The sequence below is a fragment of the Sphingobium sp. ZW T5_29 genome (assembly GCF_044987515.1).
Lineage (GTDB): Bacteria > Pseudomonadota > Alphaproteobacteria > Sphingomonadales > Sphingomonadaceae > Sphingobium.
Window position 1 is genome coordinate 204919 of sequence record NZ_JBJDRM010000005.1, and the last position, 12613, is coordinate 217531.

General features: G+C 63.6%; 10 protein-coding genes. 2 read left to right on the forward strand and 8 right to left on the reverse strand.

Annotation, left to right across the window (positions count from 1 at the left end; all coding sequences use genetic code 11):
• Nucleotides 1–25 precede the first annotated feature (25 nt).
• A complete protein-coding gene (gene dxs / locus ACI3KQ_RS06225) occupies nt 26–1960 on the forward strand; it encodes a 1-deoxy-D-xylulose-5-phosphate synthase (RefSeq protein ID WP_404955819.1) in 1935 nt (644 codons plus the stop codon).
• Nucleotides 1961–2192: 232 nt separating this feature from the next.
• On the opposite strand, the gene ACI3KQ_RS06230 is transcribed toward dxs, so the two are convergent.
• The 8 genes from ACI3KQ_RS06230 to gpmA form a co-directional block, all read right to left on the reverse strand.
• On the reverse strand, nt 2193–2600 hold the full coding sequence (locus tag ACI3KQ_RS06230; RefSeq protein ID WP_404955821.1) for a DUF3035 domain-containing protein: 408 nt from the start codon (nt 2598–2600) through the stop codon (nt 2193–2195).
• Nucleotides 2600–3112, reverse strand: coding sequence for a signal peptidase II (gene lspA / locus ACI3KQ_RS06235; RefSeq protein ID WP_404955823.1), 513 nt, complete (start codon nt 3110–3112; stop codon nt 2600–2602). Before lspA ends, ACI3KQ_RS06230 begins: the two co-directional genes overlap by 1 nt.
• Before the next feature lie 213 nt (nt 3113–3325).
• On the reverse strand, nt 3326–6271 hold the full coding sequence (ileS, locus tag ACI3KQ_RS06240; RefSeq protein WP_404955825.1) for an isoleucine--tRNA ligase: 2946 nt from the start codon (nt 6269–6271) through the stop codon (nt 3326–3328).
• Between the two features lie 113 nt (nt 6272–6384).
• Nucleotides 6385–7326, reverse strand: coding sequence for a bifunctional riboflavin kinase/FAD synthetase (locus tag ACI3KQ_RS06245; RefSeq protein WP_404955827.1), 942 nt, complete (start codon nt 7324–7326; stop codon nt 6385–6387).
• A gap of 44 nt (nt 7327–7370) precedes the next feature.
• A complete protein-coding gene (locus tag ACI3KQ_RS06250) occupies nt 7371–7871 on the reverse strand; it encodes a dihydrofolate reductase (protein ID WP_404955829.1) in 501 nt (166 codons plus the stop codon).
• Nucleotides 7868–8938 (reverse strand): 5-(carboxyamino)imidazole ribonucleotide synthase, encoded by a 1071-nt coding sequence (locus ACI3KQ_RS06255; protein WP_404955830.1) that lies wholly within the window; start codon nt 8936–8938, stop codon nt 7868–7870. The genes ACI3KQ_RS06250 and ACI3KQ_RS06255 overlap by 4 nt, the downstream gene beginning before the upstream one ends.
• Nucleotide 8939: 1 nt before the next feature.
• Entirely contained in the window at nt 8940–9431 is a 492-nt protein-coding gene (gene purE / locus ACI3KQ_RS06260) for a 5-(carboxyamino)imidazole ribonucleotide mutase (RefSeq protein WP_404955832.1), read from the reverse strand.
• Between the two features lie 176 nt (nt 9432–9607).
• Nucleotides 9608–10294, reverse strand: coding sequence for a 2,3-diphosphoglycerate-dependent phosphoglycerate mutase (gene gpmA / locus ACI3KQ_RS06265; RefSeq protein WP_404955834.1), 687 nt, complete (start codon nt 10292–10294; stop codon nt 9608–9610).
• Nucleotides 10295–10460: 166 nt separating this feature from the next.
• On the opposite strand from gpmA, the gene sppA reads away from it, so the two are divergent.
• Nucleotides 10461–12350 carry a signal peptide peptidase SppA gene (sppA, locus tag ACI3KQ_RS06270; protein WP_404955836.1) on the forward strand — a complete coding sequence of 630 codons (1890 nt, stop codon included), beginning with the start codon at nt 10461–10463 and terminating at the stop codon, nt 12348–12350.
• The last annotated feature ends 263 nt before the right edge of the window (nt 12351–12613 follow it).

The following is a 12613-nucleotide window of genomic DNA, read 5'->3' on the forward strand; positions in this document are numbered from 1 at the left end:
CAAAGACCCAGCGCGCTTGGAGTATATGCCTTTCATGAATGACCGTCCTGCCACGCCGCTGCTTGACCAGGTAATTTGGCCCGCCGATCTGCGTACATTAGAAGCTGGGCAGCTGCGCCAGTTGGCCGACGAACTGCGGCAGGAAGTAATTTCCGCGGTGGGCGTGACCGGCGGCCATCTGGGTTCGGGGCTGGGCGTCGTCGAGCTGACCGCCGCGATCCATTATGTATTCAACACACCGGACGACAAGCTGGTGTGGGACGTGGGCCATCAATGCTATCCGCACAAGGTGCTGACCGGCCGCCGCGACCGCATCCGCACCATCAGGCAGGGCGGCGGACTGTCCGGCTTTACCAAACGCGCGGAAAGCGAATATGACCCGTTCGGCGCGGCGCACAGTTCGACATCGATCAGCGCCGCGCTGGGCTTTGCCATTGCGAGCAAGCTGGCGGGCAAGCCGGGCAAGGGCATCGCGGTGATCGGCGATGGCGCCATGTCGGCCGGCATGGCCTATGAGGCGATGAACAATGCGCGCGAGGCGGGCAATCGGCTCGTCGTGATTTTGAACGACAATGACATGTCGATTGCGCCGCCCGTTGGGGGCCTTTCCGCCTATCTGGCCCGGCTGGTTTCCAGCAGGGAGTTTCTGGGCCTGCGCGGACTTGCCAAGCGGATCGCGCGGAAACTGCCCCGCCCGCTTCACAACGCCGCTCGCAAGACGGACGAATATGCGCGCGGCATGGCGATGGGCGGCACTCTGTTCGAGGAACTGGGTTTTTACTATGTCGGCCCGATCGACGGCCATAATCTGGACCAGTTGATCCCCGTGCTCGAAAATGTTCGCGACGCTGCCGAAGGCCCCTGCCTGGTCCATGTCGTGACGCAGAAGGGCAAGGGCTATGCCCCGGCCGAAGCTGCGGCGGACAAATATCACGGCGTTCAGAAATTCGATGTCGTCACCGGAACCCAGGCAAAGGCGCCTCCGGGACCGCCCAGCTACACCAATGTTTTTGCAGGCGCACTGGTCGCCGAGGCGGAGCGGGATCCGACCATCTGTGCGATTACCGCCGCCATGCCTTCGGGGACGGGTCTGGACAAATTCGCCAAAGCTTTTCCCGACAGATCTTTCGACGTCGGTATTGCCGAACAGCATGCTGTGACTTTTGCGGCGGGGCTTGCCGCGCAGGGGATGCGGCCTTTTTGCGCCATCTATTCGACGTTTCTGCAGCGCGCCTATGATCAGGTGGTGCATGACGTGGCGATCCAGAATCTGCCGGTGCGCTTCGCGATCGATCGCGCGGGGCTGGTCGGTGCCGACGGTTCCACCCATGCGGGCAGCTTTGACGTCACTTATCTGGCCACCCTGCCCAACATGGTAGTGATGGCGGCGGCTGACGAGGCCGAACTGGTGCATATGGTCCACACTTGCGCGGTCCATGACACTGGCCCGATTGCGTTACGCTATCCGCGTGGCAATGGCGTTGGAGTAGCGTTGCCGGACACGCCGGAGCGGCTGGAGATCGGCAAGGGCCGGATTGTGCGGGAAGGACGGCAGGTGGCCATCCTGTCGCTGGGCACCCGGCTGGAGGAAGCGTTGAAGGCTGCCGATGCGCTGGAGGCCAAGGGGCTTTCCACTACGGTTGCCGACCTGCGCTTTGCCAAACCGCTGGATGAAGCGATGATCCGGCGTTTGCTGACCACGCATGAGGTCGCGGTCACGATCGAGGAAGGGGCGATTGGCGGCCTGGGCGCGCATGTGCTGACGCTGGCGAGCGATCTGGGGCTGATCGACAATGGGTTGAAGCTGCGCACCATGCGCCTGCCCGACATTTTCCAGGATCAGGACAAGCCGGAAAAGCAATATGCCGACGCCCGGCTGGATGCCGCCGCGATCGTGGATACGGTGCTGACGGCGCTGCGTCATAACAGCCCCGGCATCGGGAGCGAGGCGCGGGCCTGATTGGCGCCTTCTTGGCGGTCGGGGGAGGCTTTGGCGGGGCCGATGCGCGCTTTGGCTTGGCCGAGCCGTACTCTGGATAGAGGGAGCGGCTAGAGCAGGCAGCGCGATATGTAAATCGCGCAGCTTGCTCTATATCTTTGTAGTCGCATCGTTTTTCGCGGAAAACTGGTTCCCCCTTACCCGCGCGATGCTCTGGCCCCCTGACATTGCTGCCGGGGGGTGCCATTCAGAATCAAGGCTGGGTGGTCGCGCGGGCGTCCTGGCCGTCGCCTTCGGGTGCGGCGATGATGTCGCGGGTGGTCGTGCCCTTGTCCACCACTTCGGTCGCAGGATCGCCAACCGACGAACGGATGCCCGCCGTGGCGTTGGCGCGGCCAGCCTTGTCAAGCGCGGCTGCTTCGGTAGCGCTGCGGGGCGCGGGGCCGCCGAACATGGCCTCCATCGCCGCGCGGCCGGAATCGACCGCCGCAGCGGAAGGCGTGCCGGGCGCGGGCGGGACCAGCGCGTAGTCGGGCGGGATTACCAGCGGAGCCTGACGCGAAACCGCGAATTCGTCGGGACGATCACGGTTGAAAAGCCCGGAAGAACCGCAGGCGGACAGGGTGGTAACAAGGCCAGCGGCGAGGATCAGTTTACGCATCAGTTCAGTGACTCCGTCTTTGCGCCCTTCTCGCGCAGCAGCAGCGCCCGCGCAAGCAGGATCAGCACGCCAATCGTGATGGCGGCGTCCGCCAGGTTGAATATCAGGAATGGCCGCCATTCGCCAAAGTGCAGGTCGGCATAGTCGATGACATAGCCCAGGCGCACCCGGTCTACGATGTTGCCGATCGCGCCGCCCAGCACCAGGCCCAGCGCCGCGACATCCTGCCGCGCCTTTTCACGCCACATCCACACACCAACGAATGTGGAGATGAGCATGGTCATGCCGACCAGCACCCAACGCATCAGGTCCGTGTCGGCGTGGAAAAAGCCCATGGAGACACCGCGATTTTCCAGCCAGCGGAGGCGGAAGATCGGCAGGATCTCAATCCCTTCATCCATCCGGCTTTTCAGGGCGAGCGGATAAGTGACGGTATATTTGATGAGTTGGTCAAGCGCGAGCGTGACGATGGCGACGGTGAGGCCCAGAGGGCGATGGTTGACGGCAGCCATCAGCGGTCCGCCGAACAGGATTTGAATGACAAAGGTGACACGGTGAAACCCCAGAAAAGCGCCATGTTCTTCCTAATATCTTTGGTTCAGGCGACAGGTTGCTGGCTATAGCCGATGGATGCGCCTGTAGGACAGGAAAGTTTTCGTTCGTTCATGCCTCAATTCAGGCGTTTGGACTGGGCTCCTGCCTTCGCAGGAGCACGGGTCGGTTGGTTAAGCGCTCAGCACCTCGTCGCAGCGTTGGCAGAGGGCGCCGTCTTCCTCGACCTCGGGGAGGAGACGCCAGCAGCGGCCGCATTTGTGCCAGTCGCTGGGTGTCACCGCGATACCGTCGCCCTTCCCCATTTCGATGCGGGCGACGATGGCGATTTCGGCGAAGTTCACACCGTCACTGGGGACCAGTTGGCCCATGGTCACATCGGCTTCCAGACTGGAGCGGATGACCTTTTCGCGGCGGAGCGGTTCGATGGCTTCGTTGACCTGATCGCGCTGGTTGCGCAGTTCGTCCCACTTGGCGTCCAGTCCTTCGTCAGTCCAGTCCGCATCGACGAGAGGCCATTCGAGGAAATGGACGCTTTCTTCGGTATTTGGATAGCGACTCTGCCAGACTTCCTCAGCGGTGAAGGGGATGATTGGCGCGGCGTAGCGGACGAGCGCGTGGAACAGCGTGTCCAGGACCGTGCGGTAGGCGCGGCGCTTGGGGTCGGCCTTCGCATCGCAATAGAGGCAGTCCTTGCGGATGTCGAAGAAGAAGGCCGACAGGTCGCTGTTGGCGAAGTCGAACAGGGCGCGGGTGTAGCGGCTGAATTCCAGCCAGTTCTCGCTGCCCGCTACCTTGTCCACGACACCCTTGAGTTCGACGTCCAGCCTTGCGAGCCGGTGAAGCATATAGCGCTCCAGTTCCGGCATGTCGGCGACAGGCACCTTTTCTTCTTCGGAAAAATCGGAAAGAGCGCCGAGTAAGTAACGGAAAGTGTTGCGAAGTTTCCGATAGGCGTCAGACGACCCGGCCAGCACTTCCTTGCCAATGCGAACGTCATCGAAATAGTCGGTGCTGGCGACCCAGACGCGCAGGATGTCGGAGCCGCTTTCGGCAATTACCTTTAGCGGATCGACCACATTGCCGAGGCTCTTCGACATTTTGCGGCCCTGCCCGTCGAGCGCGAAGCCGTGAGTCAGGACGGCGTCATATGGGGCGCGGCCGCGCGTGCCGCAGCTTTCCAACAGCGAGGACTGGAACCAGCCGCGATGCTGGTCGGAGCCTTCGAGATAAAGGTCGGCGCGGACGCCTTCGCCAAAGCGGGCTTCAACCACGAAACTGTGGGTCGATCCGCTGTCGAACCAGACGTCGAGGATGTCGTTCACCACCTCATAGTCGTTGAGGTCGTAATCGGGGCCTAGCAGCGCCTGATGATCGGCGCCGAACCATGCGTCGGCCCCTGCCCCCTTGAATGCGGTGATGATGCGGGCATTTACTGCTTTATCAACGAGATATTCGCCAGTCTTGCGATGGACATAGAGGGCGATGGGGACGCCCCATGCGCGCTGTCGGGAGATCACCCAGTCAGGGCGCCCTTCAACCATCGAGCGGATGCGGTTGATCGAGCGTTCGGGGACCCAGCGGGTGTTTTCGATGGCGTCGAGCGCGGTGCCGCGCAGGGTCGCGCCATTGCTTTGGGCAGCGAGGATGGCTTCTTCCTCGGCGCAACGGGGGATGATGCCATCGCCGATCGCGCGGTCCATCGGGATGAACCATTGCGGGGTGCAGCGGAAGATGATCTTAGCCTTGGAGCGCCAGCTATGGGGGTAGCTGTGCTTGAAGTCGTCGGAGGCGGCGAGCAGTCCGCCTGCTTCGCGCAGGTCGGTGCAGATCGGCCCGTCCTTGCTGACGAACTTGGGGTTGATAACAGAGCCTTGGCCGCCGAGCCAGGCCCAGTCTTCGCGATATTTGCCGTCATTCTCTACGGCGAAGACCGGGTTGATGCCGTTCGCCTTGCAGAGTGCGAAGTCGTCCTCGCCATGGTCGGGGGCGAGGTGGACGAGGCCGGTGCCTGCTTCGGTGGTGACGAAGTCGCCTGCGAGGAACGGGCGGGGTTTGGCGAAGAAGGCTAGTTGCCTTTCCCACTCGTCGCCCCGGACCTGATCCGGGGTCTCGCTACCTTCGCTGCCTGAAGAAGCGGGACCCCGGCTTTCGCCGGGGTGACGGAGGAGGTTGTAGATCGGGTGGCGGGCGATGGCTCCAGCGAGTTCGGAGCCTTTGAAATGCTTGTGCGGCTGTGCATGCACAAGGCCCGACCGCTCCTTGAACGCGCTGATCAGCGCTTCGGCAATGACGAACTTTCGCCCTTCGCCCTCCAGCAGCACATACTCGACCTCCGGCCCATAGGCCAAAGCCTGATTGACCGGGATCGTCCACGGCGTCGTCGTCCAGATTACCGCATGGGCGCCGACCAGTTCCGGCGCGTTCGGCGCATCGATGATTTCGAAGGCCACGTCGATCTGGGTCGAGACGATGTCTTCATACTCGACCTCCGCCTCGGCCAGCGCGGTTTTTTCGACCGGGGACCACATGACGGGCTTAGCGCCGCGATAAAGCTGGCCGCTTTCCGCGAACTTCAACAGTTCAGACACGATGGTGGCTTCGGCGTCGAACTTCATGGTCAGATAGGGATCGGCCCAATCACCCATGACGCCAAGGCGTTTGAACTGTTCCTTTTGAACGCCGACCCATTTGTCCGCATAGGCGCGGCATTGGGCGCGAAATTCCTGGGCGGGAACCTCGTCCTTATTCTGTTTCTTCTTGCGATATTCCTCCTCGATCTTCCATTCGATCGGGAGACCGTGGCAGTCCCAGCCGGGGACGTAAGGCGCGTCCTTGCCGAGCAGCGACTGGCTGCGGACGATGATGTCCTTCAGCACCTTGTTCATCGCGTGGCCCATATGGATGTCGCCATTGGCGTAGGGCGGGCCGTCGTGGAGGATAAAGCGTTCGCGGCCTTTCCGCCGTTCCCGCAGCTTGCCGTAAAGGTCCATTTCCTCCCAGCGCGCCAATATCGCCGGTTCCTTCTGCGCCAGACCCGCCTTCATCGGGAAGTCGGTCACGGGAAGGAAGACGGTGGACTTATAGTCTTTGGTTTCTTGGCTGGGCTGGTCGGTCATCTGGGTCCGGTATCTGCTGGTCCTGCCTTCCGACCTGAGACTGCGCGCCGTTCAAAAAGATGAGAGGGCTTCGACAGGCTCAGCCCGAACGGGTGAGAAAATGTGCCGGTGCATTAGGCGAGGTGGGGCGTTCTCGCAAGGATTTGCCGTGCGGCGTCGCAGTCCGCCGCGATCTGGGCGGTCAGTGCGTCCAGCCCTTCATATTTCGCTTCGGGCCGGATGAATTCGATCAGCTGCACTTCGATACATTGATCGTAGAGGCTTTCGGCGAAATCGAAGAAATGCGGTTCGAGCAATTCCTTGGGCGGGTCGAAGCTGGGGCGGATGCCCAGATTCGCCGCGCCGTCCAGCACCCGGCCATCGCGCAGCAGCCCGCGCACTGCATAGATGCCGTAGGCCGGGCGCAGATAATGGCCAAGGTCGATATTCGCGGTCGGAAAGCCGATGGTGCGCCCCAGCTTGTCGCCATGCTGCACCATGCCCTGAATGGCGAAGGGGCGGGTCAAAAGCCGCGTCGCAGTCGCGCAGTCGCCCGCACGGAGCGCCGCACGGATGCGGCTGGACGACACAATTTCACCCGCGTCATTGGTCACGGCGGGGACGGCTTCGGCGATGATGCCAGAGGTCGCATGGGACTGGGCCAGCAGGGCGACGGAGCCGCTGCGCCCCCTGCCAAAGGTGAAGTCTTCGCCAGTGACCACGCCCGCCACGCCCATGTCCTGCGCCAGGATATGGATGAACTGATCGGGTTCCAGCGCGGCCAGTTCATGCGTGAAGGCAAAGGTCAGCATGGCGTCGGCCCCCGCCCGTTCGAACAGCGCGGCCCGCTGGTCCAGGCTGGTGAGGCGGAACCACGGCGTATCGGGATGGAACAGGCGCATCGGATGCGGGTCGAACGTCGCGACGATGACTGGACGCCCGTCCGCCCGCGCGCGTTCGACGGCGCGGCCCACGACCGCCTGATGGCCGAGGTGAAAACCGTCAAAATTGCCCAGCGCCATGATGCCCCCGCGCAAATGAGCGGGGATCGGGGCGCCGCTTTTCAGCCGCTCCATCGTGCCAGCCTATAGGCAGCGGCCCAGTGGCTGGCAATGTGCCTTCACTGAGCGGCCCTGCGGTGGAAGGTGACGAAGCTGCAGGCGGGGGCATCACCCTGCGCCGGATGGGTGGTGCGGGCGGTTTCCTGCCACTGCGCGGGATCGGGATAGGGGATGGCGACGTCGCCTTGCGCTTCGATATCCACTTCGGTCAGTTCGATGCGGGTCGCGATGGGCAGGAAAAGCCCATATATTTCCGCACCGCCGATGACCATGATTGGTGACGCGTTCGCAATATGAATGGCGGTGGCGATGTCGGGCGCGGTTTCGGCCCCTTCTCCCGCCCAATGCGGATCGCGGGTCAGGACGATGTGGCGGCGACCGGGAAGCAGGCCGGGCAAGCTGTCGAACGTCTTGCGCCCCATGATCATGGGATGGCCCAGTGTCAGCGCCTTGAAATGTTTGAGGTCGGCGGGCAGGCGCCAGGGCAGTCCGCCGTCCCTGCCGATCACGCCATTGGTGGCGCGGGCGAGGACCAGGACGATGTCCGGCCCTTCGTTCACAGGATCAGGCGGGTCACATGGCCCATCTTGCGCCCGGCGCGGGCTTCATGCTTGCCATAGAGGTGCAGGTGGCTGGCGGGGTCGGACAGGATCGCCTGCCATTCATTCACCTGATGGCCGATGAGGTTGCGCATCTCCACCCCCCTGGCGGCGAGCCGGGTGTCGCCCAGCGGGATGCCGCAAATCGCGCGGACGTGGTTTTCGAACTGGCTCGTCACCGCGCCTTCAATCGTCCAGTGGCCGCTATTGTGGACGCGCGGGGCCATTTCGTTGAAGACCGGGCCATCGGCACTGGCGAAGAATTCCAGGGTGAGGACGCCGACATAGTCGAGCGCATCCGCGACCTGGGCAGCGAGTGCGCGGGCGGCGTCCACCTGCGCTTCGATCTGCGGGCCTGCGGGCACGGTAGAGGTGGCGAGGATACCGTCGACATGGACGTTGGCGGCGCAGTCCCAGAAGCGTATTTCGCCATCGGCCCCGCGTACGAGGATGACGGAAAATTCCTCCGCAAAGGTGACGAATCCTTCTAGGATGGCGCTTTGCCGACCGATGGCGTTCCATGCGTCGGCGGCGTCGCCGGGGTGATTGATGCGGGCCTGCCCCTTGCCATCATAGCCCATGCGGTTGGTTTTCAGGATGGCGCGGCTGCCGATGGTGGCGATGGCCCGTTCCAGGTCATCCAGGCTTTCGACCGAAGCGAAAGGCGCGGTAAGGCCGCCAAGGTCCTGAACGAAGCGCTTTTCGGCGAGGCGATCCTGCGCGATGCGCAGCGCGTGGGCGGCGGGACGGACGAGGCCGTGGGTGGCCAGCACATCGACGGCGGCGGGGTCGATATTCTCAAATTCATAGGTGACGACATCGACGCTGTCGGCGAAGGCGGCGAGCGCGGCGGCGTCTTCATAAGCGCCGCAGGCCCATCGGGGGGACACATCGGCGGCGGGGCCGCTTTCTTCGGGGGCGTAGATGTGGGTGCCATAGCCCAGCTGCGCGGCGGCGATGGCGATCATCCGGCCAAGCTGGCCGCCGCCGAGAATGCCGATGGTGGAACCGGGCGGGACGGTCGTCATCTTATTCAGGAGTCTCCGCGACGTCGCTGGTCTGCTTTTCGCGCCAGGCATCCAGGCGCTGGGCCAGGGCGGCGTCGGTGGTGGCGAGGATGGCGGCGGCGAGCAGCGCGGCGTTGATCGCGCCGGGCTTGCCAATGGCCAGCGTGCCGACGGGAATGCCGCCCGGCATCTGGACGATGGACAGGAGCGAATCCATGCCCTTCAACGATTTGGATTCGACCGGGACGCCCAGCACCGGCAGGCGGGTCATGGATGCGGCCATGCCGGGCAGATGAGCCGCGCCCCCTGCCCCGGCGATGATCACCTTCAGCCCCCGTCCGACCGCGCCGGTCGCATAGTCATACAGGCGCTGGGGCGTGCGGTGCGCGGAAACAACCTTGCATTCATGGGCGACGCCCAGCGCATCCAGGGTTTCGGACGCATGGCGCATCGTTTCCCAATCGGATCGCGATCCCATGATGATGCCGACTGTGGCGGCGCTTTGCCCGGTCATACGCCCTTATTTCCCCTGATGGCGCGGAAAGCAAAGCCCCTTAGCGGTGTGGTCGCCGGGGGGCAATGGATATATCCGTTAGGTAACGGAGGGATTCCCGCCGCGTGCTCCTGCGAAGGCAGGAGCCCAGTTCCGGCGGCGGGACTGGGCTCCTGCCTTCGCAGGAGCACATGAAACTACCGTTCCGAGAGATAATAGCGATCCCTGGCGGTCAGGTCGTCGGCCAGTTCATAGATGATCGGCTGGCCGGTCGGGATTTCCAGTTCGGTGATTTCGCTGTCGGGAATGTTCGACAGATGCTTGACCAGCGCGCGCAGCGAATTGCCGTGGGCGGAGATGAGGACGCGCTTGCCTGCCTTCAGATCAGGGGCGATGCGGCTTTCCCAATAGGGCAGCACGCGCGCGATCGTGTCTTTCAGCGATTCCGTGGCTGGTATGGCGATGCCGTCATAGCGGCGGTCCTTCGACAGGTCGAATTCACTGCCCGGGTCGAGCGGCGGCGGCGGCACGTCGAAGCTGCGGCGCCAGATCTTGACCTGCGCGTCGCCATGCTTCGCGGCGGTTTCCGCCTTGTTCAGGCCGGTCAGCCCGCCATAATGGCGTTCGTTAAGCCGCCAGTCCTTTTCAACCGGCAGCCACAGGCGGCCCATTTCCTCCAGCGCGAGGTTCAGCGTCTTGATGGCGCGGGTTTGCAGCGAGGTGAAGCACTGGTCGAAATCCAGCCCCTTTTCCGCGAGCAACTGCCCGGCGGCGCGGGCTTCCTGCACCCCCTTTTCAGTGACATCCACGTCCCACCAGCCGGTGAAGCGATTTTCCAGGTTCCAGGTCGACTGGCCATGACGGATGAGGACGAGAGTGGGCATGCGGCGCGTCTCCTGCACTAAGAGCGGACATTTCGGCCCTTCCCATAGCGGGTGAAATCGCTGGTGCAAGCTTGTGCGCCCGCTTCCTGCCCCCACATTGCAGTCGGCCCGCCGATACGATAGCGCGGATGGCCGACGGCGGCTGGATGATGAGGGAGACGGCGAGTTGGCATTCGTAAAGGCCGCGTGGCGGATTTTGGTGGCGATCAAGGACGGGCTGGTCCTGTTGTTGATGCTCCTGTTCTTTGGCCTGCTATATGCCGCCTTGTCCTGGTCGCCAAAGCCTGCGCGCGCCGTCAGTAGCGGCGCACTGCTGTTGAAGCTGGACGGCACGATCGTCGAGCAACCGGCGGAGATCGATCCATTTGCACTGCTGTCCTCTTCGGGGCCGCAGAGCCACGAATATCGCCTGTCCGACATCGTCGCCGCGCTGGATGCGGCGAAGGATGACCGGAAGGTCAAGGCGGTGGTGTTGAACCTGGACGGGTTCATGGGCGGCGGTCAGGTCGCGCTGAGCCGGGTGGGCAAGGCGCTGGACGCGGTGAAGGCCGCGAAGAAGCCGGTGTTCGCCTATGCCACGCTCTACAGCGACGAGGGCTATCAATTGGCGGCCCACGCCAGCGAAAGCTGGGTCAATCCCCTGGGCGGCGTGGCCATCATGGGACGGGGCGGTTCGGGCCTTTATTACAAGGGGTTGATCGACAAGCTGGGCATCAACACGCATGTCTATCGCGTCGGCACCTACAAAAGCTTTGTCGAGCCGTTCACCCGTTCGGAACAATCGCCCGAAGCGCGGCAGGCCAACCAGGCGCTGGCCGACGCGCTGTGGCAGCAATGGCAGGACGATGTGACGAAGGCGCGGCCCGGCGCCAAGTTGGCCGCCTATGCCCGCAATCCGGTAGAGGCGGCCACGGCGGCGGGCGGCAATCTGGCCAAGGCGGCGCTGACCGCCGGGCTGGTCGACCGACTGGGCGACGAAGCGGCCTTTGGCGAGCGCGTGGCGAAGGTCGCCGGTGAACCTGCCGACGAGCGGGCGGGCGATTTCGCCACTATCGACCTGCAAAGCTATATGAAGGCGCATCGACCGGCCAATGACGGCCAGATCGGCATATTGACCGTCGCGGGCGACATTGTGGATGGCGAAGCTGGTCCGGGCAGCGCGGCGGGCGATACGATTTCCGCCCTGCTCTACAAGGCGCTGGCGGAAAAAGACTTGAAAGCGCTGGTGGTGCGCGTCGATTCGCCCGGCGGGTCAGTGATGGCGTCGGAAAAAATCCGCACCGCGATTCTGCAGGCCAAGGCGAAGGGCCTGCCCATTGTGGTTTCGATGGGCAATGTGGCGGCCAGCGGCGGATATTGGGTGTCGACACCCGCCAATGTGATCTTTGCCGAGCCTGACACAATCACAGGGTCCATCGGCGTGTTCGGCATCCTGCCAAGTTTTGAAGGCACGTTGGCCAAGATGGGAATCACCACCGACGGAGTGCGCACGACGCCGCTGTCCGGCCAGCCCGACCTGGCGGGCGGTACGACGCCCGAATTCGACCGGATCATGCAGATGGGGGTCGAGGATATTTATGGCCGCTTCGTCGGATTGGTCGCGAAATCGCGAGGCAAGTCGCCTGCGCAGATCGATGCGGTCGCGCAGGGCCGGGTGTGGGACGGCGGGACAGCGCGCCAGATCGGGCTGGTCGACCGCTTTGGCGGACTGGATGAGGCGGTTGCCGAAGCGGCGAAGCTGGCCAGGATCGACCCGAAGACGGCGCGCGCCTACCGGATTGAAAAAGAACCCGACAAGTTCGTCGAATTCCTGCAATCCATGACCCAGCGCGAGGATGAGGATGCCGACGCCCCGCGCGACATGCTGAGCCGTCAGGCGATAGTCCAGCGCCGATGGGCCATGCAGGCGATTACCGATGTGCGCGCGATGATCGGCGGCGCGGGCGTGCGGGCGGACTGCCTGGAATGCCGCAGCTATGGCGCACCCCGCCCAGGGGCGGCGGATGAGCGGGGGCTGATGGCGTTCCTGAGTGGGTTTTGGCGGGGTGAGTTTTAGGGGGCCTCTCCTCCCCTTTCGGGCCGAGCGGCGTAGGGAAGGAAAGGGCTTCGACAAGCTCAGCCCGAACGGGTGGGGGCTATGTCAGGCCCTTTGATGCTCAGGGCGGCGAATGAACCGGGAAAGGCCTCGCGCCCTAGGTCACATACCCATAAACAGGATTCCCAATCGGTCTAATTTCTGATTCAGTTTTCCAGCGAAGGGAGACTGGCTGTGGCGCGTTTTGATCTGACGGATTTTGAGTGGTCGGTGATTGAGCCCCT

Excerpts from the sequence above, each read along its gene's own strand:
- lspA (WP_404955823.1), bottom strand. The coding sequence starts at position 3,112 with ATGGCTGCCGTCAACCATCGCCCTCTGGGCCTCACCGTCGCCATCGTC.
- ACI3KQ_RS06230 (WP_404955821.1), bottom strand. The coding sequence starts at position 2,600 with ATGCGTAAACTGATCCTCGCCGCTGGCCTTGTTACCACCCTGTCCGCC.
- ACI3KQ_RS06255 (WP_404955830.1), bottom strand. The coding sequence starts at position 8,938 with ATGACGACCGTCCCGCCCGGTTCCACCATCGGCATTCTCGGCGGCGGC.
- dxs (WP_404955819.1), top strand. The coding sequence starts at position 26 with ATGCCTTTCATGAATGACCGTCCTGCCACGCCGCTGCTTGACCAGGTA.
- gpmA (WP_404955834.1), bottom strand. The coding sequence starts at position 10,294 with ATGCCCACTCTCGTCCTCATCCGTCATGGCCAGTCGACCTGGAACCTG.
- ACI3KQ_RS06245 (WP_404955827.1), bottom strand. The coding sequence starts at position 7,326 with ATGGAGCGGCTGAAAAGCGGCGCCCCGATCCCCGCTCATTTGCGCGGG.
- ileS (WP_404955825.1), bottom strand. The coding sequence starts at position 6,271 with ATGACCGACCAGCCCAGCCAAGAAACCAAAGACTATAAGTCCACCGTC.
- purE (WP_404955832.1), bottom strand. The coding sequence starts at position 9,431 with ATGACCGGGCAAAGCGCCGCCACAGTCGGCATCATCATGGGATCGCGA.